17 protein-coding genes are annotated in these 18125 nt (G+C 62.3%); 6 read left to right on the top strand and 11 right to left on the bottom strand.

Translation table 11 applies throughout. The annotated features are described in order from the left end of the window. Nucleotides 1-41: 41 nt before the first annotated feature. From phnE to AC3ITA_RS16975, 8 genes are all read right to left on the bottom strand, one after another. Nucleotides 42-809 carry a phosphonate ABC transporter, permease protein PhnE gene (gene phnE, locus AC3ITA_RS17010; RefSeq protein ID WP_489277977.1) on the bottom strand — a complete coding sequence of 256 codons (768 nt, stop codon included), beginning with the start codon at nucleotides 807-809 and terminating at the stop codon, nucleotides 42-44. After that, nucleotides 806-1633, bottom strand: a complete 828-nt coding sequence (locus AC3ITA_RS17005) for a PhnE/PtxC family ABC transporter permease (RefSeq protein ID WP_414928930.1) — start codon at nucleotides 1631-1633, stop codon at nucleotides 806-808. Before AC3ITA_RS17005 ends, phnE begins: the two co-directional genes overlap by 4 nt. Next, entirely contained in the window at nucleotides 1627-2424 is a 798-nt protein-coding gene (locus tag AC3ITA_RS17000; RefSeq protein ID WP_489277975.1) for a phosphonate ABC transporter ATP-binding protein, read from the bottom strand. Before AC3ITA_RS17000 ends, AC3ITA_RS17005 begins: the two co-directional genes overlap by 7 nt. After that, on the bottom strand, nucleotides 2421-3272 hold the full coding sequence (locus AC3ITA_RS16995; RefSeq protein WP_489277973.1) for a putative selenate ABC transporter substrate-binding protein: 852 nt from the start codon (nucleotides 3270-3272) through the stop codon (nucleotides 2421-2423). Before AC3ITA_RS16995 ends, AC3ITA_RS17000 begins: the two co-directional genes overlap by 4 nt. A gap of 1101 nt (nucleotides 3273-4373) precedes the next feature. After that, a complete protein-coding gene (locus tag AC3ITA_RS16990) occupies nucleotides 4374-5210 on the bottom strand; it encodes an IS3 family transposase (RefSeq protein ID WP_489277972.1) in 837 nt (278 codons plus the stop codon). Next, on the bottom strand, nucleotides 5207-5512 hold the full coding sequence (locus AC3ITA_RS16985; protein WP_008047186.1) for an IS3 family transposase: 306 nt from the start codon (nucleotides 5510-5512) through the stop codon (nucleotides 5207-5209). The genes AC3ITA_RS16990 and AC3ITA_RS16985 overlap by 4 nt, the downstream gene beginning before the upstream one ends. Before the next feature lie 282 nt (nucleotides 5513-5794). Next, nucleotides 5795-6973 (bottom strand): trans-sulfuration enzyme family protein, encoded by a 1179-nt coding sequence (locus tag AC3ITA_RS16980; protein WP_414928928.1) that lies wholly within the window; start codon nucleotides 6971-6973, stop codon nucleotides 5795-5797. Further along, nucleotides 6970-8346 (bottom strand): pyridoxal-phosphate dependent enzyme, encoded by a 1377-nt coding sequence (locus AC3ITA_RS16975; RefSeq protein ID WP_150674156.1) that lies wholly within the window; start codon nucleotides 8344-8346, stop codon nucleotides 6970-6972. The genes AC3ITA_RS16980 and AC3ITA_RS16975 overlap by 4 nt, the downstream gene beginning before the upstream one ends. 274 nt (nucleotides 8347-8620) lie before the next feature. On the opposite strand from AC3ITA_RS16975, the gene AC3ITA_RS16970 reads away from it, so the two are divergent. The 6 genes from AC3ITA_RS16970 to AC3ITA_RS16945 all read left to right on the top strand — a co-directional run bounded on the left by AC3ITA_RS16970 (nucleotide 8621) and on the right by AC3ITA_RS16945 (nucleotide 15000). After that, nucleotides 8621-9982, top strand: coding sequence for a flavin-containing monooxygenase (locus AC3ITA_RS16970; RefSeq protein ID WP_489277969.1), 1362 nt, complete (start codon nucleotides 8621-8623; stop codon nucleotides 9980-9982). Next, nucleotides 9982-10392, top strand: coding sequence for a RidA family protein (locus tag AC3ITA_RS16965; protein WP_003201555.1), 411 nt, complete (start codon nucleotides 9982-9984; stop codon nucleotides 10390-10392). The genes AC3ITA_RS16970 and AC3ITA_RS16965 overlap by 1 nt, the downstream gene beginning before the upstream one ends. A gap of 10 nt (nucleotides 10393-10402) precedes the next feature. Next, complete coding sequence (locus tag AC3ITA_RS16960) at nucleotides 10403-11077, top strand: DUF1028 domain-containing protein (protein ID WP_150674157.1); 675 nt, start codon at nucleotides 10403-10405, stop codon at nucleotides 11075-11077. Beyond that, nucleotides 11070-12239, top strand: coding sequence for an acetylornithine deacetylase (gene argE / locus AC3ITA_RS16955; protein ID WP_489277967.1), 1170 nt, complete (start codon nucleotides 11070-11072; stop codon nucleotides 12237-12239). The genes AC3ITA_RS16960 and argE overlap by 8 nt, the downstream gene beginning before the upstream one ends. Nucleotides 12240-12274: 35 nt before the next feature. After that, nucleotides 12275-13315 carry an ABC transporter substrate-binding protein gene (locus AC3ITA_RS16950; RefSeq protein WP_095946341.1) on the top strand — a complete coding sequence of 347 codons (1041 nt, stop codon included), beginning with the start codon at nucleotides 12275-12277 and terminating at the stop codon, nucleotides 13313-13315. A gap of 617 nt (nucleotides 13316-13932) precedes the next feature. After that, nucleotides 13933-15000 (top strand): GGDEF domain-containing protein, encoded by a 1068-nt coding sequence (locus AC3ITA_RS16945; RefSeq protein WP_150673316.1) that lies wholly within the window; start codon nucleotides 13933-13935, stop codon nucleotides 14998-15000. On the opposite strand, the gene AC3ITA_RS16940 is transcribed toward AC3ITA_RS16945, so the two are convergent. The 3 genes from AC3ITA_RS16940 to AC3ITA_RS16930 all read right to left on the bottom strand — a co-directional run bounded on the left by AC3ITA_RS16940 (nucleotide 14997) and on the right by AC3ITA_RS16930 (nucleotide 18112). Continuing rightward, on the bottom strand, nucleotides 14997-15356 hold the full coding sequence (locus AC3ITA_RS16940) for a cupin domain-containing protein (protein ID WP_095946272.1): 360 nt from the start codon (nucleotides 15354-15356) through the stop codon (nucleotides 14997-14999). The two genes, AC3ITA_RS16945 and AC3ITA_RS16940, sit on opposite strands and share 4 nt — an antisense overlap. 13 nt (nucleotides 15357-15369) lie before the next feature. Then, complete coding sequence (locus AC3ITA_RS16935) at nucleotides 15370-16767, bottom strand: NAD(P)/FAD-dependent oxidoreductase (RefSeq protein WP_489277963.1); 1398 nt, start codon at nucleotides 16765-16767, stop codon at nucleotides 15370-15372. 70 nt (nucleotides 16768-16837) lie between these two features. Then, nucleotides 16838-18112, bottom strand: coding sequence for a nucleotide disphospho-sugar-binding domain-containing protein (locus tag AC3ITA_RS16930; RefSeq protein WP_489277961.1), 1275 nt, complete (start codon nucleotides 18110-18112; stop codon nucleotides 16838-16840). Between the last annotated feature and the right edge of the window lie 13 nt (nucleotides 18113-18125).

Here is an 18125-nt window from a genome sequence, read left to right as displayed (position 1 = left end):
CAATCACCGGTCATATAGGTGTAAATCCATTCAATCCCCCATCACGCCTTAACCCAGCGCTGGCGACTCCAACTGCTCAACCCATCAACGGCAAATACCAGCAGCAACATGGCCAGGATCACCGTGCTCGCCTGGGCTTCCTGGAACAGGCTGAGGCTGACATAGAGCATCTGCCCCAAACCGCCGGCACCGACAAAGCCGAGCACGCTGGCCATGCGGATGTTGTTTTCCCAGCGGTACAGGATGTACGCCAACAACTGCGGAAACAGGTTGGGCAGGGTGCCGTAGCAGAAAGCCCAGACCACGTTGCCGCCCTGCAAACGAATAGCTTCGGCCGGTTGCGGCGGGGTGTTTTCCAGTGCTTCGGCGAACAATCGACCCAGCACCCCGGTGGTGTGCATGGCCAGTGCCAGGGTACCGGCGTTGGGGCCGAGTCCGGCGGCCAGCACCATCAGCGCGGCCCACACCAGTTCCGGAATGGCGCGCAGGGCGTTCAGCACCAGGCGCGCCGCACTCTGCAGCGGCCAGCCGAAACGCCCGGCTGCCGGCAGTGCCAGCACCAGGCCGAACACCGCCGCGAGCAGGGTGCCGAGGGCCGACATCGCCATGGTTTCCACGGCGCCACGGCCGATGGCTTGCAGATGGCCGGCGCTCAGGTCCGGGCTGAGAAAACGCAGCACGTAGGCGCCCATCTGCTTCAGGTTACCGCTGCCCATCAGTTCGCCGAGATCGATGCCCAGATAGCGGAACGAAGCGACGACCGCTGCGCCAATGCACAGGATCAGCAGCAGGTTGATCAGGCGATTCATGCGAACCTCCAGCGCAGCAGGCGGCTGATCTGATCGGCGAACAGCACCAGGACGAAAAAGGTCAGCAACATGCTCGCCACTTCACCGCCGGCGAACATGCGCAACGACAAGTCGATCTGCTGGCCCAGCCCGCCAGCGCCGACGAAGCCCATCACCACCGACGCGCGGATCGCGCATTCCCAGCGGTACACGGTGTACGACAGCAACTCCGCGCCGACATTGGGCAGGATGCCGTAGCAGAACGCCGCCAACCGGCCGCTGCCGGCTTGCAGCAACGAGTGGGCGGGACGCTGGTCGACGGATTCGAAGATTTCCGCGTAGACCTTGCCCAGCATGCCGCTGTAGGTGATGGCAATCGCCAGCACCCCGGCCGTCGGGCCAAGGCCGACGGCGCGCACGAACAGCAAGGCCCAGACGATTTCCGGCACGCTGCGCAGGAAGATCAGCAGCCCGCGCACCGGCCAGCGCAACAGCCGCCCGAGTGCGCTCGGACGACCACTGCGCGAGGCTGCGGACAGCGACAGCGCTCGACTGGCCAACAAGCTGGCGGGCACGGCCAACATCAAGGCCAGGGCCATGCCGGCGGTGGCGATGGCCAGGGTTTGCAACGTGGCTTGCCACAGTAGCTGAAGGAACTCTTCACCATGGGCAGGCGGCCAGAAGGCTGAGACAAACCGGCCCATCTCACTCTGGCTGTCGGCCTGGAGCAGCACACCCAGGTCCAGTTCGCTGAAATGAATGCCGGGCCACAGCAGAGCAAGTGCCAACAGACTGAGCAGCAGGCGGGGCAGGGTGGCCGGGTCTCGTGTATCGCGGGTCAGCATCGGGGAATCTGCAGGATCAAGGGCGTCACTGGCGTGGGTGGCGACAGCAGTTGCTCGTTGGCGTAGAGCTTGTCGAGCAAATCGTGGTCGACGTCGCTGGCGGGAAGGTCGAACAGGACCTGTCCTTCTCGCAATCCGATGATGCGCGTGAAGTGCGTCAAGGCCAGTTCTACGGCATGCAGGCTGGCGACCAGTGTCACCTTGTGCTCCCGGGCGTGGCGGCAGAGGATCGACAGGGTGTGCCCGGCCAGTACGGGGTCCATCGCCGACACCGGCTCATCGGCCAGCAGCACTTCGGGCGCCTGGTACAGCACCCGGGCAATGCCCACGCGCTGCAGTTGGCCGCCGGACAATTGCTGGCACTGGGCGAACAGCTTGTCACCCAGGTCCAGCTTGACCAGTGCCGCCCGCGCCCCCGGAACATCCACCGGATGCAGCAGGCTCAGCAGGCTTTTGGCAAAACCCCACTGGCCCAGCTTTCCGGCCAGCACCGCCGTGACCACCCGTTGCCGGGGTGGCAGTGGCGGCGCCTGATGCACCAGGCCGATGCGCGCCCGCAGCTGCTGACGCCGATGCGCGCCAAGCTGCCAGGCGTGCTCGCCGAGGACCTCGACCGCGCCGTTGTCCGGGCGCAGGGCGGTGGCCAGCACGTTGAGCAGGCTCGATTTGCCGGCACCGGACGGACCGATGATTGCGACCTGCTCACCGGCAGCGATGTGCAGGTCGATCTCATGCAGCGCACGCACGCCATTGCCGTGGGTGAGGCTGATCCGGTTCAGATGCAAGGTCATTTCAGCAGGTCGGCAGCGCGCGCGGCTTCCTCGATACCCTTGTAGTTCTCCGGCTTGGTCTCGATGAAACGGCTGGCGGCTTGCAGGTCCAGGATGGCCTTGTCTTCGGGTTTTGCCGGGTCGAGCGCGAGGAAGGCTGCCTTGATCTTGGCCGCAAGCGCCGGGTCGAGGGTGCCGCGTACGGTCCAGTTGTAGTCGAAGTAGGCCGGCGTGGTGGCAAAGACCTTGACCTTGTCGGTATCGACCTTTCCGGCCGCGACCAGTTTTGCCCAGACGCTGGCATTGAGTACGCCAGCGTCCACTTTGCCAGCCTGAACCCAGGCGACGGTGGCGTCGTGGGCGCCGGAGTAACCGACACGGCTGAAATAGGTTTCAGGCTTGATGCCGTCCTGCAGCATGAAGTAACGCGGCATCAAGCTGCCCGACGTCGACGACACCGAGCCGAAGGCGAACGATTTGCCCTTGAGGTCGGCCAGCGACTTGACGGCCGGGTCGGCGCTGATGAATTTGCTGGTGAACTGCGCGTCCTGCTCACGCTGTACCAATGGAATGGCATTGCCGGTTTTCAGCCGCGCCTGCACGAAGGTGAAGCCGCCCAGCCAGGCCATGTCGATACGGTCTGTGGCCAGGGCCTCGACCACCGCCGGGTAGTCGGACACCGGTACGAACTCGACCTTCATGCCCAGCTGTTTCTCCAGATACTCGCCCAGGGGCTTGAACTTGCGCAGCAATTCGGTGGGGGCTTCGTCGGGAATGGCGCTGACCTTGAGGGTGTCGGCGGCCTGTGCCAGCAGGGTGGAAAAGGACAGGGTCAGGCCGACGGCCATTGCCAGGGTACGTTTGAGCATGGAAGTTCTCCGGTTCAATAGCGGAAAAATGTCGATGCGCCCCGCACAAGCTGATTGCTGCACGACGCTTCGTGAGGGTAGACGAAAACGGCGCGATTATAGGGACTCTTGCGGGCTTGACCAGCGTTGAAGCAGGGGAGAGGGCCAAAACGGAACTGTAGGAGCGAGCCTGCTCGCAATTGCGGAGTGTCAGCCAGCTTCAATATCGACTGATCCGCCGCCATCGCGAGCAGGCTCGCTCCTACAGGGGATCTCTGGTGAACACCAAGTTTTGGTATGACAGAAATTCAAAACTGTAGGAGCGAGCCTGCTCGCGATTGCGGAGTGTCAGCCAGCATCAATATCGACTGATCCGCCGCCATCGCGAGCAGGCTCGCTCCCACAGGGGATCTCTGGTGAACACCAAGTTTTGGTATGACAGAAATTCAAAACTGTAGGAGCGAGCCTGCTCGCGATTGCGGAGTGTCAGCCAGCATCAATATCGACTGATCCGCCGCCATCGCGAGCAGGCTCGCTCCTACAGGGGATCTCTGGTGAACACCAAGTTTTGGTATGACAGAAATTCAAAACTGTAGGAGCGAGCCTGCTCGCGATTGCGGAGTGTCAGCCAGCATCAATATCGACTGATCCGCCGCCATCGCGAGCAGGCTCGCTCCCACAGGGGATCTCTGGTGAACACCAAGTTTTGGTATGACAGAAATTCAAAACTGTAGGAGCGAGCCTGCTCGCGATTGCGGAGTGTCAGCCAGCATCAATATCGACTGATCCGCCGCCATCGCGAGCAGGCTCGCTCCCACAGGGGATCTCTGGTGAACACCAAGTTTTGGTATGACAGAAATTCAAAACTGTAGGAGCGAGCCTGCTCGCGATTGCGGAGTGTCAGCCAGCATCAATATCGACTGATCCGCCGCCATCGCGAGCAGGCTCGCTCCCACAGGGGATCTCTGGTGAACACCAAGTTTTGGTATGACAGAAATTCAAAACTGTAGGAGCGAGCCTGCTCGCGATTGCGGAGTGTCAGCCAGCTTCAATATCGACTGATCCGCCGCCATCGCGAGCAGGCTGAACTGGTCAAGTAATCCCGGACACCGGTTACGGTGTTTATGCCGCTTTTTGCTCCATGGCTATTGGCGACAGATAGTTGTTGTAGCTGTGGAGCCTGGTGCGGTTGTAGTACATGAAGAAGCGCACCATATCGGTTTTTGCTTCCTCGATCTTGCTGTAACCACTGCGAGGCACCCATTCTGATTTCAGCGTGCCGAAAAACCGCTCTGTTGGAGCGTTGTCCCAGCACTGCCCGCGATGACTCATGCTTTGCAATATGTCACGACGCTTCAGTTCTTCTTGAAACTTGCGGCTGGTGTACTGACAGCCCTGATCCGAATGGAACATCAGTCCCGGAGGACACGTTCGAACCTCTGCTGCCATGCGTAGCGCCTTGCTGACCAAGTGGGCGTCATTGACCAGCGAAAACGCCCAGCCAATGACGCGGCGAGCAAACAAGTCGATCACGATGGCCAGATGAACCCAGCGTTTGCCCACCATCAAGCTGGTAACGTCGCCACACCAAACCTGATCGACTGCAGCCGGCTTGAAATTGCGCTTGAGCCGATTGGGCGCGACAAATGCTTCAACGCCTTTGGATCTGAATGGGTGAGGCTGACGTTGTTTACTGACAATGTTGGCCTCCCTCATCAGCACTCTGACAAGGCCTCTTCCGATCGCGATGTTTTGGGACTTCAGGTTCTTGCTGATCATTCTGGAACCCATGGCTTCCCGGCTTTCGCTGTGCAGTTCAACCACTTTCAGCTTGAGCTCTTCGCGTCTGATCCGCGGTTTGGCTCGCCGCTGAAGCCACTCATAAAAGCTGCTGCGCTTCACCTCGAAAACACGACACACAATGGCAGTCGGGAATGACTCTCTTAGTTCCGCAATCATCGAAAACGATCGGGATCCGACATCAAGAGAGCGGTAGCCTTTTTTAAGATCTCGGCTTCCATCTCCATGCGCTTGATCTTGGCCTTTAGTTCCTGGATCTGCCGTTGATCTTCGGTAATCGCCTTGGTGCCCTTGACGGGCTGTCCCTCGCGTTCCTTGCGAACCTGATCGACCCAGCGCCGTAAAGCGGTGGGCCCGATGTCCAGCGATGCACACACGTCTGGAACCGGGCAGTTATCATCAAGCACCATGCTGGCAGCATGCAGCTTGAATTCGCGGGTATAGACCTTTCTTTCGTTCATGGAACCTCCAAGTTGGCGAAATCATATCGCCCTTAAGAGGTGTCCGGAATTATTAGGCCAGTTCAGGCTCGCTCCTACAGGGGATCTCTGGTGAACACCAAGTTTTGGTATGACAGAAATTCAAAACTGTAGGAGCGAGCCTGCTCGCGATTGCGGAGTGTCAGCCAGCATCAATATCGACTGATCCGCCGCCATCGCGAGCAGGCTCGCTCCTACAATGGATTTCTGGTAAACACAAAATTTGCGTATGACAGAAATTCAAAAGTGTGGGAGCCAGCTTGCTTACATCCGCGCCAACGCCTGCGCCAGATCCGCCCGCAAATCCTCCACATCCTCAACCCCCACCGACAACCGCACCAACCCGTCGCCAATCCCCAGTTCCGCGCGGGTATCGGGCGGAATGGTGGCATGGGTCATGATCGCCGGGTGTTCGATCAGGCTTTCCACGCCGCCCAGGCTTTCGGCCAGGGCGAAGATCTGCACGCTTTCAAGGAAGCGTTTGGCGCCGGCCAGGTCGCTGTTGAGATCGAGGGAGATCATTCCGCCGAAACCGCGCATTTGCCGTTGGGCCAGTTCGTGTTGCGGGTGCGACGGCAGGCCCGGGTAATAGACCCGTGAGACTTGCGGCTGGCGTTCCAGCCACTGCGCCAGTTCCAGCGCGTTGCTGCAGTGCCGCTCCATGCGCAGGGCCAGGGTCTTCACGCCGCGCAGGGTGAGGAAGGCATCGAACGGGCCGGCGATGGCGCCGACGGCGTTTTGCAGGAAACCCAGGCGCTCGGCCAGTTCGGCGTTCTGCCCGACCACGGCGATGCCGCCGATCACGTCGGAGTGACCATTGAGGTACTTGGTGGTCGAGTGCAGCACGATGTCGAAGCCCAGCTCCAGCGGGCGCTGGATCCACGGGCTGGCGAAGGTGTTGTCGGCCACGCAGATGATGCCGCGGGCGCGACAGGTGCGGGCGATGGCGGCGAGGTCCGTGAGGCGCAGCAGCGGATTGCTCGGGGTTTCGACCATGACCATGCGGGTGTCGTCTTGCAGGGAGGCCTCGAACGCCGCCAGGTCGGTCAGGTCGACGAAGCTGAAGCGATGCCCGGCGCTGCGCTGGCGCACCTTGTCGAACAGGCGGAAGGTGCCGCCGTACAGGTCGTTGCCCGAGACGATGTGCGAGCCCGCGTCGAGCAGTTCGAGCACCGTGGAAATGGTCGCCAGCCCCGAGGCGAACGCAAAACCCCGGGTGCCGCCTTCGAGGTCGGCCACGCAACGCTCCAGTGCCCAGCGCGTGGGGTTGTGCGAACGCCCGTAGTCCAGGCCCTTGTGCACCCCGGGGCTCTGTTGCAGGTAGGTGGAGTTGGCGTAGATCGGCGGCATCAACGCCCCGGTGGATGGGTCCGGTGCTTGCCCGGCGTGGATCACCCGGGTGGCGAAACCCTGTGGCGGGGCGTTTTTGTCCTGTTGATTCATGGCAGGGATCTCCGCAAATGGTTGAGCATGTCGGTTCGGGTAATCAGGCCGTGGAAGCCCGAGGCGTCCTGGATGATCGCCACCAGCCCACGGCCCAGCTCGGCTTCCAGTTCAGCCAGGGTGGCATCGGGGGGCAGGGTTTGCAGTTTGTCGGTCATGGCGCTGGAGACGGCCTTGCGAAAGTGCGCAACGTCTTCATGCACGCCCAGCAGGATGTCGGACTCGTCGATCACGCCGACCAGTTGTTTGCCGTTCACCAGCACCGGTAACTGCGAGACATCCGCCAGGCGCATGCGTTGGAAAGCCGTCAGTAGCGTGTCATCCGGGCCGACGCTGATCACCCGGCCATCCTCGAAACGCCGCGCGATCAGGTCGCGCAGGTCGCCGTAGTGCTTGCGTTGCAGCAAGCCCTGATCGTTCATCCACTGGTCGTTGTAGACCTTCGACAGGTAACGCGTACCGGTGTCGCAGACGAAGCTCACCACCCGTTTCGGCTGGGTCTGTTCGCGACAGTAACGCAACGCCGCCGCCAGCAAGGTGCCGGTCGATGAGCCGCCGAGAATGCCTTCGGCGCGCAGCAGTTGGCGAGCATGGTCAAAGCTTTCTTCGTCGCTGATCGAATAGGCGTGGCGCACGCTCGACAGGTCGGCAATCGACGGAATGAAGTCTTCGCCGATGCCTTCCACCGCCCAGGAACCGGGGGTTGGAAGGGTGCCGCCGCGGCTGTATTCGGCCATCACCGAACCGACCGGGTCGGCCAGGACCATTTCCAGGTCCGGCTGCACCCGTTTGAAGAATCGGGTCAGGCCGGTGAGGGTCCCGGCCGAGCCGACGCCGACGACGATGGCGTCCACATCATGCTGGGTTTGCGCCCAGATCTCCGGCGCGGTGCTGCATTCGTGAGCCAGCGGGTTGGCCGGGTTGTTGAACTGGTCGGCGAAGAACGCATCGGGAATCTCCGCCGCCAACCGCGCGGCGACGTCCTGGTAATACTCGGGATGGCCCTTGCCGACGTCGGAGCGGGTGATGTGCACCTCGGCGCCCATGGCCTTAAGGTGCAGGACCTTCTCGGTGGACATCTTGTCCGGCACCACCAGCACCACCCGGTAGCCCTTGGCGCGGCCGACCAGGGCCAGGCCCAGGCCAGTGTTGCCGGCGGTGGCTTCGACGATGGTGCCGCCGGGCCTGAGGCGACCATCGCGCTCGGCGGTGTCGATCATGGCCAGACCGATACGGTCCTTGATCGAACCGCCGGGGTTCTGGGATTCGAGTTTGAGAAACAGTGTGCACGGGCCGGTATCGAAACGGCTGACGCGTACCAGGGGGGTATTGCCAATCAGTTCGAGCACGGCAGGACGGGAATTGTCGGGCATGTCATCACTCCTTGCGTAAATCCGCACTGGATGGACAGCAATCCGCGCCGGGTCTTCGCGTCGGTCGCGGGCAATGCATCGCTTGGACCATAGGCCGGGATTGGGTCGACCGCAACCTTGCACGGCCAGTCGGTCGGCTCGACGCTTTTTCCTCGCCAACAACCACAAAAAACATAATTTCGCTAATCCCCGGCTCCGAACAGAATGCGGCCAACACCCTTGCACCGATAGCTCAAGCAGAAGAACAACAGTGATCAGCATCGAGGCGGCAGCCATGACCGACCTGAATCAAACCACCTTTCAGAAGTGCACAGCCATGACAGTAGACAAGACCGAAATTGATACGCTTGTTGTTGGCGCCGGCCAGGCCGGCGTGGCCATGAGTGAACACCTGGGCAAGCTCGGTGTGCCGCACCTCGTTGTGGAGCGCAATCGTATTGCCGAAGCCTGGCGCACCGGTCGCTGGGATTCGCTGGTAGCCAACGGTCCGGCCTGGCACGACCGTTTCCCGGGGCTGGAATTCGACGGTCTGGACCCGGATGCCTTCGCCGGGAAAGAGCAGGTGGCTCAGTACTTCGAAGCCTACGCTCGCAAATTTAACGCACCGATCCGTACTGGCGTTGAAGTCAGGAAAGTGGAACGCAACGCTGATCGTCCAGGCTTCACTGTTGAAACTTCTGAAGGCGTGATCGAGGCCCGCCACGTAGTGGTCGCCACCGGTCCGTTCCAACGCCCGGCAATCCCGCCGATTGCCCCGCAAATCGCCGGCATCACGCAGATTCACTCCGCCCAATACTTCAACCCGCAACAACTGGCCGAAGGCGCGGTGCTGGTGGTGGGCGCCGGTTCTTCGGGCGTGCAGATCGCCGATGAACTGCAACGCTCCGGCAAACAGGTTTATCTGTCAGTCGGCGCCCATGACCGTCCGCCACGTGCCTATCGTAACCGTGATTTCTGCTGGTGGCTGGGGGTGCTCGGCGAGTGGGATGCCGAAACCATGCAGCCCGGTAAAGAGCACGTGACCATCGCCGTGAGCGGTGCCCGAGGCGGCCACACCGTGGACTTCCGCCGGCTGGCCCATCAGGGCATGACGCTGGTCGGCCTGACCCAATCGTTCAACGGCACTGTGGTGAGTTTCGAAGACAACCTGGCCGACAACATCCGGCGCGGCGATGAAAATTATCTGGCGCTGCTCGACAAGGCCGACGCCTATGTCGAACGCAATGGCCTGGACCTGCCGCTGGAGCCCGAAGCCCGGGCCATGCTGGCCGATCCGGATTGCGTGACCCATCCAATCCTGGAACTGGACCTGCTCAAGGCCGGTGTTACCACGATCATCTGGGCCACGGGTTACTCCACCGATTACAGCTGGTTGAAGGTCGATGCCTTCAAGGAAAACGGCAAACCCCGGCACCAGCGCGGCGTGTCGGCCGAGCCGGGGGTGTATTTCGTCGGGTTACCTTGGCAGTCCCGCCGCGGCTCCGCGTTTATCTGGGGCGTTTGGCACGATGCCAAGCACATCGCCGACCACATCGTTAAACAGCACACCTATCTCAACTATCGGGATGCGACCCAGCGTCAAGCCGAAGCCGCCCGTGCACCTCTTCAGAAAGCCAGCCTCATGGGAGTTCGTTAATGCCTACTCATACCCGCATCCGCATGTTCAACACCAAGGACACCTACCCGAACCAGACGCTGGACAATGATTTGTGCCAGGCCGTGCGCGCCGGTAACACCGTGTATGTGCGTGGTCAGGTCGGTACCGATTTCAACGGCCAACTGGTGGGCCTCGGCGATCCGCGCGCCCAGGCCGAACAGGCCATGCGCAACGTCAAGCAACTGCTGGAAGAGGCGGGCAGCGACCTGAGCCATATCGTCAAGACCACCACCTACCTGATCGACCCGCGCTATCGCGAGCCGGTGTACCAGGAGGTCGGCAAGTGGCTCAAGGGCGTGTTCCCGATTTCCACTGGCCTTGTGGTCAGCGCCCTCGGCCAGCCGCAGTGGCTGATGGAAATCGATGTGATCGCTGTCATCCCTGAATAAGGAATTCGCTATGACTTTTTCCATCGTGGGTCGCTGCGCCGAGACCGGTCAGTTGGGCATTGCCATCAGCTCCTCGAGCATTGCTGTCGGCGCGCGCTGCCCGTGGCTGCGGGCCGGTGTCGGCGCGGTGTCGAGCCAGAACATCACGCTGCCGGCCCTCGGCCCGCAGATCCTCGATGAACTGGCCAACGGCTCGGCGCCGCCCCAGGCGCTGGACCACTCATTGACCCGCAATGGCTACAGCCAATACCGCCAGGTGGCGGTGGTCGATGCCCACGGACGCACGGCGGTGTTCAGCGGCAACCATGCCCTGGGCATCAATAACGCGGTGGCCGGTGACCAATGTGTGGCGGCCGGCAATTTGCTGGCCAACAGCGGGGTGATCGAGGCGATGGTCGCGGCGTTCGAAAACAGCGAAGGCTGCCTCGCCACCCGGCTGATGATCGCCTTGCAGGCCGGGCAGGATGCCGGCGGCGAAGCTGGCGCGGTGCACTCGGCGGCGTTGTCGGTGGTCGGTGACCTGACCTGGCCGATGGTCGACCTGCGGGTGGATTGGGCCGATGAAAACCCGATCGGCGAGTTGGGCAAACTGTGGACGGCCTACGAACCGCAATTGCAGGACTACCTGACCCGCGCCCTCAATCCGACTCTGGCCCCCGCCTATGGAGTGCCCGGCGATGAGTGAGTTGCGCAGCCGCGCCATGCTCGCGCGATTGATCGGGTTCGCCACGGTCAGCCGCGATTCGAATCTTGCGCTGATCGAGTTCGTGCGCGACTACCTGTACGGACTGGGCGTGGATTGCGAACTGATCTACAACGCCGAGCGGACCAAGGCCAATCTGTTGGCCACGGTCGGCCCGCGCGTGGCCGGCGGCATCGTGCTGTCCGGGCACACCGACGTGGTGCCGGTGGACGGCCAGGCCTGGACGGTCGAGCCGTTTTGCCTGAGCGAGGCGAACGGAAGGCTTTACGGACGCGGCACCGCGGACATGAAGGGCTATCTGGCTTCTGTACTGGCGGCGGTACCGATGTTTCTCTCCAGTCCTTTGAAGCGCCCGGTGCACTTGGCGTTTTCCTATGACGAGGAAGTCGGTTGCCTCGGCGTGCGCGGCTTGCTCGAAGTGCTGCCGCAACGCATCCCGGCACCGACCTTGTGCCTGATCGGCGAGCCGACCGAACTCAAGCCGGTGCTCGGCCACAAGGGCAAACTGGCGATGCGCTGTCACGTGCGCGGCGCCGCCTGTCATTCGGCCTATGCGCCTTATGGGGTCAATGCCATTGAGCAGGCCGCGCGCCTGATCGGTCGGCTGGGCGACATCGGCGCCACCCTGGCCCGGCCGCCATTGCACGACAAGCGTTTCGATCCGGCGTTCTCGACCGTGCAGGTCGGCGTGATCCAGGGCGGTACGGCGCTGAACATCGTTCCAGCGGACTGCCGTTTCGATTTCGAGATCCGCGCCTTGCCGGACTTCGCCCCGCAAGTGGTCGTCGACGAACTGCAGGACTACGCCGAGCAGACGTTGCTGCCGGGCATGCAGGCCGTGGACACCGATACCGGTATCCGCTTTGAAAAAATATCGGCCTATCCGAGCCTTGCGACACCCACCGACAGCGCGGCGGCCCGGCTGATTGCCCGGCTATGCGGCAGTGACGAGTTCAGCACCGTGGCTTTTGGCACCGAAGGCGGGCTGTTCGATCAGGCCGGCATTCCTTCGGTGGTCTGCGGTCCTGGCAGCATGGACCAGGGACACAAGCCCGATGAATTTGTCAGCGTCGAACAGATGGCGGCTTGCGACCGCCTGATGGATCGCCTGGCGGCGTACTTGAGTGAATCCGAACACCCATGACAACAAAGGGTCGACAAGGCCCGAGGAAGCGATCCATGTCCAGATCCTTGCGTTGCAGTGTTCCGTTTGCCCTGGCGGTGTTGAGCGCCAGTGTGTGGGCGGCCCCCCAGGACCTCACCGTGATTTCCTTCGGTGGCGCGACCAAACAGGCCCAGGATAAGGCCTATTTCCAGCCCTTCAACGCCAGCGGCGCGGGCAACATCATCGCCGGTGAGTACAACGGCGAGCTGTCGAAGATCAAGGCCATGGTCTCCGCCGGTCACACCAGTTGGGACGTGGTGGAAGTCGAAAGCCCCGAGTTGTTGCGCGGCTGCGAGGAGGGCCTGTTCGAGAAGCTCGATGCGGGGCGCTTCGGTGATTCGGCGAACTTCGTGCCGGGTGCGTTGACCGAGTGCGGGGTGGCCACATACGTCTGGTCGATGGTCATGGCCTACGACCAGAGCAAGCAGGCCAAGGCGCCGCAGTCCTGGGCGGACTTCTGGAATGTCGCCGATTTCCCGGGCAAGCGCGGCCTGCGCAAGAGCGCCAAGTACACCCTGGAAATCGCCTTGCTCGCCGACGGCGTCAAGGCGGACGACGTGTACAAGGTCTTGAACACCCCGCAAGGCGTGACGCGGGCCTTTGCCAAGCTCGACCAGATCAAGCCGAACATCCAATGGTGGGAAGCGGGCGCGCAACCGGCGCAATGGTTGGTGGCCGGGGACGTGGTGATGAGCGCCGCCTACAACGGCCGGATAGCCTCGGCGCAAAAGGAAGGCATGAAGCTGAGCATCGTCTGGCCGCAGAGCCTGTACGACCCGGAATACTGGGCGGTGGTCAAAGGCACGCCGAACAAGGCATTGGCGGAAAACTTCATTGCGTTTGCCAGCCAGCCGCAGGCACAAAAGGTCTTCTCGGAAACCATCCCCTACGGGCCGGTGCATCGCCAGACCCTGCCATTGCTGCCCAAGGACGTGCAGGAGCAACTGCCGACCGCCGAGGCCAACCTGGCCGGCGCCCGGGCCGTGGATGCGGAGTTCTGGGTCGACCATGGCGAGGAGCTTGAACAGCGCTTCAATGCCTGGGCTGCGCGATAACACAGGCACCGCAGGCCCCTGTAGGAGCGAGCCTACTCGCGATGAGGCCACTAGTTTCAACATCTTCGTGGACTGATACACCGCCATCGCCAGCAGGCTGGCTCCCACAATAGTGATGTGGCGCACACGGCCCCCTGTAGGAGCGAGCCTGCTCGCGATGAGGCCATCAGATACAACATCGTCGTTGATTGATACACCGCCATCGCCAGCAGGCTGGCTCCCACAATAGTAATGTGGCGCACACGGCTCCCTGTAGGAGCGAGCCTGCTCGCGATGAGGCCATCAGATTCAACATCTTCGTGGACTGATACACCGCCATCGCCAGCAGGCTGGCTCCCACAATAGTGATGTGGCGCACATGGCCCCCTGTAGGAGCGAGCCTGCTCGCGATGAGGCCATCAGATCCAACATCGTCGTTGATTGATACACCGCCATCGCCAGCAGGCTGGCTCCCACAATAGTAATGTGGCGCACACGGCTCCTACAAAAAAGCCGGGGGCAATACCTCGGGCGTACCGGGATGAAATGATTGTGTCATTCGGGATGGTCGTTTGCCGGGCGTATCGCTATGCTCTGCGAGTTTGCCAAACGCCAATGATAACAACCACAGTGAAACCATGAGCCAATCAGACACGCGAGCGACTGTTCTAGCGCTGTATCCAGAAGACTCCCGCGAGGCTGCGGCATTGCTCAAGCAGGCCGTGCCGCTGATGGTTCGTCATAACATTCCGCCCAACCCGGTGCATTACGCGCTTTGGTACACCTACAGCAAGGGCCAGGAGCCGGAGCTCAACCGGCACCTGGACCGGGTAGTCAACGACTTCGACTGTTTCCCGCCGGAGTCGGCCGCCAAGCTGTTTCGCGAGTACATCATCCGCGATGAGCTGGCGGACGCCCGCTCCGGGCAGCAGGACGCGATCAACCTGGTCGACGACATGGAGCGCGATGTTTCGCGCAGCGTGAGGGGGAACCAGAACTTCCAGGCCAGCCTGGGCCAATACCTGCAGATGCTCGAACAGCCCGCCAGCGAGCGCTTGCCGAGCATCCTGAGCGAGCTGCAACAGAGCACCCGGCTGATGCAGGGGCAGCAGGAACACTTCCTCGCCCAGTTGCAGTCGGCGCAGCATGAAATCAAAAGCCTGCGGGACAAACTGCAGCGCGCCCAACTGGCCGCGACCCTCGATGGCCTGACCGAATTGCTCAACCGCGCCACCTTCAACCGCCAGCTTGAACAGGCCATGGGCAACGTGGCGAAGGGCGTGGCGCTGGTGATGCTGGATATCGACCACTTCAAGCAGTTCAACGACCAGTACGGCCATCCCTTGGGCGACCGCGTGCTGCAGCATGTCGCCCGGGTGTTGCGCGATTCGCTGCCCGAAGAAGCGTTCGCGGCGCGTTATGGCGGCGAGGAGTTCTGCGTGGTGCTCAAGGATTGCCCGGACCTGGCCGCCGCGGGCGCTTTTGCCGAGCGCCTGCGGCTGAAAATCCAGTCGCTGCGGGTCAAGGCCCGGGGCACCGACACGGTGCTGGACACCATCACCGCGTCGTTTGGCGTGGCTCATGTTCAACCCGGCGACACACCGGAAAGCCTGTTGACCCGCGCCGACGATGCGCTTTACCAGGCCAAGCGCAACGGGCGCAATCAGGTGCGTCAGCAGCCTGATGTAGCGGTCGGGGCCGTTTAGCCGAGGATGAAGTAAACCTTGCGCACCGTCGTGAGGTTTTCCCAGGTGCCATTGAATCCGCTGGCGACCACGAAGCAATCACCGGGGCCGAACGTGCGCGCGACGCCTTCGGCATCGGTCAGGCGTACGCTGCCTTCGAGGATGTGACACAGCTCGTCGTAATCGCACTGGCAACGCTCCCGGTGCGGTCCTGCCTCCCAGATGCCGGCCACGGCGTTTTTCCCGGGTGCTACAAAGTGCCGCCAACTCTTGCTGCGATAAGGCGCGTCGACCACGGCCGGGTCGCTGATTTCGGTTTCACGGGGAGTAAGGTCGCTGGCGAAGTCGATGACGTGCCGGGGCAGGGCTGTGGACATGGGGGTCTCCGGGTCAGGAATCGAAACCGATGCCAAAGGCATCGAAGGTCTTGAGCAGCAGGTCGCGGTGACCGTCGCGGTCTTCCCGCGCCAGTGAACGCTGGGCCAGTTTCACGCCGACATAACGCAAGGGTTCGGGCGGAAAGCGGAACGGCGCCTTGGAAGTCATCAGCAGTTCGGTGCGTTCGGTACGCTCGCCGGCCAACAGATCGAGCATGTTCAGTGCGGCGAAACGGCTGGCGGACACCCCTTGCCCGGTGAAGCCCAAGGCATAGGCGACGCGGCCCTGGTGTTCGCAACCGGTGAACATCGTGGTGCGCGCGGAGGTGTCGATGATGCCGCCCCAGGCATGACTGAAACGCACATCGCGCAGCGCCGGGAAAGTCTGTTGAAACTGCTCGGCCAGACGCTGGAAGCTGTGCGGACGCTGGGTCAGGGCTTCGTCGCGGCGTCCGCCGAAATGGTAGATGGCATCAAAGCCGGCCCAGAGAATGCGGTTGTCGGCGGTCTTGCGCAGGTAGTGGAACTGGTTGCCGGCGTCGGCGATGCCGTAGCGGCCGATCCAGCCGATGGCTTGCAGCTGCGCATCGCTCAAGGGTTCGCTGACCAGGCTGTAGTCGTAGACCGGGATCACGCTCGATGCCAGATGGCCGAGCAGCGGCGGGGCGATGTTGGTGGCCAGGGCGATTTTTCCGGCGCTCACTTCGCCGCCTTCTGTACGCAGGCGCAGGTTGTCTTTGTCCGCGCTCAATTGCAGGACCGGGCTGTTTTCGAACAGTTGAATGCCTTGCTCAAGGCAAACACGGCGCAGTTCAGCGGCCATTTTCGCCGGGTTGAGCAGGGCGTAATTGGTTTCGAACAGGCCGGCCACATAAGCCGGTGAATCAAGCTTGCGTGTCAGATCGCTGCCTTCGAGCCACTGGCAGTCGATGCCGAACCGTGCATAGTTGCGCTGCATCGAGCGCAGCCCGTCGACCTGCCACGGCCGGGCCGCGACGTTGAGTTTGCCCTGGCGTTCGAACTCAACGTTCATGCCGAAGCGTTGCAGGTCGGCAGCCAGTTCGTCGAGGTTCTGTCGGCCGAGACGAATCAACTGTTCGGCTTCATCAGGCCAGCGCTTCAGCGCGTTCGACACACCATGGGAAATGCTCGGCGCGCAGAATCCGCCATTGCGCCCGCTGGCCTCACCCCCGCAGCGACGTGCTTCGATGATCGCGATACTCAAACCGGGCTGGCGCTGGCGAGCCAGCAGGGCCGTCCACAAGCCGGTAAAGCCACCACCGACCACCACCAGATCGAACTGTATGGACCCGATGACGGCGGGCGCGGCGGTCTGTGGGGTTACGGTGTCCTGCCAAAAGGGGTGAGGCAGGGCTCGGTCAAGCGCATCAAGACGCGGTGGGGCATTCATGCTGAAACTCCGGCGGTGTGTCGGGCAGCGACGATTGCGTTCGGTTGCCCGACGGTTTTTGTTGTTATGGCTAGAGCGCCAGGATCGCGCGGGCGGCAATGTCGGTGCCGCGGGTCGCCTGCATGCGCTCGCTGAACGATTGGAGGCGTCGTTTCATCGCTTGATCGGCCAGCATCTGTTCGAGGGCGGCGGGCAGGGCGGCCAGGGGATCGGCGAAGCGCGGCAGGTAGCGGCCGACGCCGACTTCCTCGGCGCGGGCGGCGTTGTCGTGGCCGTCCCAGCAGTACGGAATGATCAGCGATGGCAGGCCGAAATACAGCGCTTCGCAGAAGCTGTTGTTGCCACCGTGATGGATGAACAACTGGCATTCCTTGAGCACCGCCGGCTGGGCAAACCAGCTGTCGAGGTACACGTTGTCCGGCACGGTGGTGTACATGTCGCGGTAGGCGCCGACGTTGACCAGGAAGCGATACGGTAAGGTTTCGATTGTGCTGATCAGGCGCTTCATCATCCCGGTGTCGGCGGCGCCGAGGCTGCCGAAGCTGAGGTAGATCAGCGGTGCGTCGTTGTGCCGTGGAAAGTCAGGGGCGATGTACGGCGCTTCGCGGCGTACGCAACCGTCGAGGTAGATGTAGCGTTGCGGGTCCAGCGGTTGCTGGCGCTCATAGCGTACTGGCGTCGGTGACAGTAGCAGGTTCAGCCATGGCGAGTCGGTGAGGAACTGCCCCGCTGGGCACGGCGCCGTATTGTTGCCGAGGAGAAATTGCGAAAAGCGTTCATGGGCCGGTGCGACGGCCTTCAGGTACTGCTCGGTGTAGCGCTCGCAGGCCTGGGTGTCGCTGGCCATGCACCCGGACAGGTACGGCGGAACGGCCGCATCCGGCAGTTCGGTTTCGGCGCAGGACACCACCCGCACCCAGGGGCAACCGGCGTTGGCGATGGCCGGGAACATCACCACGTTGTCGAGCACGATCACGTCGGGCTTGAGGCGGCCGAGCAACTGCTGCAAGGGTTTTTCCGCTTCGATCGCGGTGTCGATGATGGCTTCCCAGGCCGGCGCCACGTAGCTGTCGATCTGCGCCAGCGGGGTCTGGTCGAAGTACGGAATGCTGCGCTCGATGAAGCGCTCCCAGTAGTGCTGGTGTTCCGCCGCCGACAATGGGCTCGCTTGCGGAATCGGGTACTCGTCGAAACCGTATTCGGCGAACAACCCCTGGAAATGTTCATGGCAGATGAACACTGGCCTGGCACCCAGTTCACGCAGCGACTGAGCGATACCAATGCAGTTCAAGGCCGCGCCGAAACTGGCTTCCGGAAACAGGGCGATCAGTTTTTGTTTTTGCATGGCGAGGGACTGT

Source organism: Pseudomonas sp. GL_090, assembly GCF_057837765.1.
The sequence above is the reverse complement of the archived record's forward strand: the minus strand, read 5'-3'. Positions and strand labels throughout refer to the sequence as shown.

Bases quoted from the DNA above. Each gene is read 5' to 3' on its own strand.
- phnE (WP_489277977.1), bottom strand. From the start codon at position 809: ATGAATCGCCTGATCAACCTGCTGCTGATCCTGTGCATTGGCGCAGCG.
- AC3ITA_RS17005 (WP_414928930.1), bottom strand. From the start codon at position 1,633: ATGCTGACCCGCGATACACGAGACCCGGCCACCCTGCCCCGCCTGCTG.
- AC3ITA_RS17000 (WP_489277975.1), bottom strand. From the start codon at position 2,424: ATGACCTTGCATCTGAACCGGATCAGCCTCACCCACGGCAATGGCGTG.
- AC3ITA_RS16995 (WP_489277973.1), bottom strand. From the start codon at position 3,272: ATGCTCAAACGTACCCTGGCAATGGCCGTCGGCCTGACCCTGTCCTTT.
- AC3ITA_RS16990 (WP_489277972.1), bottom strand. From the start codon at position 5,210: ATGATTGCGGAACTAAGAGAGTCATTCCCGACTGCCATTGTGTGTCGT.
- AC3ITA_RS16985 (WP_008047186.1), bottom strand. From the start codon at position 5,512: ATGAACGAAAGAAAGGTCTATACCCGCGAATTCAAGCTGCATGCTGCC.
- AC3ITA_RS16980 (WP_414928928.1), bottom strand. From the start codon at position 6,973: ATGAATCAACAGGACAAAAACGCCCCGCCACAGGGTTTCGCCACCCGG.
- AC3ITA_RS16975 (WP_150674156.1), bottom strand. From the start codon at position 8,346: ATGCCCGACAATTCCCGTCCTGCCGTGCTCGAACTGATTGGCAATACC.
- AC3ITA_RS16970 (WP_489277969.1), top strand. From the start codon at position 8,621: ATGACCGACCTGAATCAAACCACCTTTCAGAAGTGCACAGCCATGACA.
- AC3ITA_RS16965 (WP_003201555.1), top strand. From the start codon at position 9,982: ATGCCTACTCATACCCGCATCCGCATGTTCAACACCAAGGACACCTAC.
- AC3ITA_RS16960 (WP_150674157.1), top strand. From the start codon at position 10,403: ATGACTTTTTCCATCGTGGGTCGCTGCGCCGAGACCGGTCAGTTGGGC.
- argE (WP_489277967.1), top strand. From the start codon at position 11,070: ATGAGTGAGTTGCGCAGCCGCGCCATGCTCGCGCGATTGATCGGGTTC.
- AC3ITA_RS16950 (WP_095946341.1), top strand. From the start codon at position 12,275: ATGTCCAGATCCTTGCGTTGCAGTGTTCCGTTTGCCCTGGCGGTGTTG.
- AC3ITA_RS16945 (WP_150673316.1), top strand. From the start codon at position 13,933: ATGAGCCAATCAGACACGCGAGCGACTGTTCTAGCGCTGTATCCAGAA.
- AC3ITA_RS16940 (WP_095946272.1), bottom strand. From the start codon at position 15,356: ATGTCCACAGCCCTGCCCCGGCACGTCATCGACTTCGCCAGCGACCTT.
- AC3ITA_RS16935 (WP_489277963.1), bottom strand. From the start codon at position 16,767: ATGAATGCCCCACCGCGTCTTGATGCGCTTGACCGAGCCCTGCCTCAC.
- AC3ITA_RS16930 (WP_489277961.1), bottom strand. From the start codon at position 18,112: ATGCAAAAACAAAAACTGATCGCCCTGTTTCCGGAAGCCAGTTTCGGC.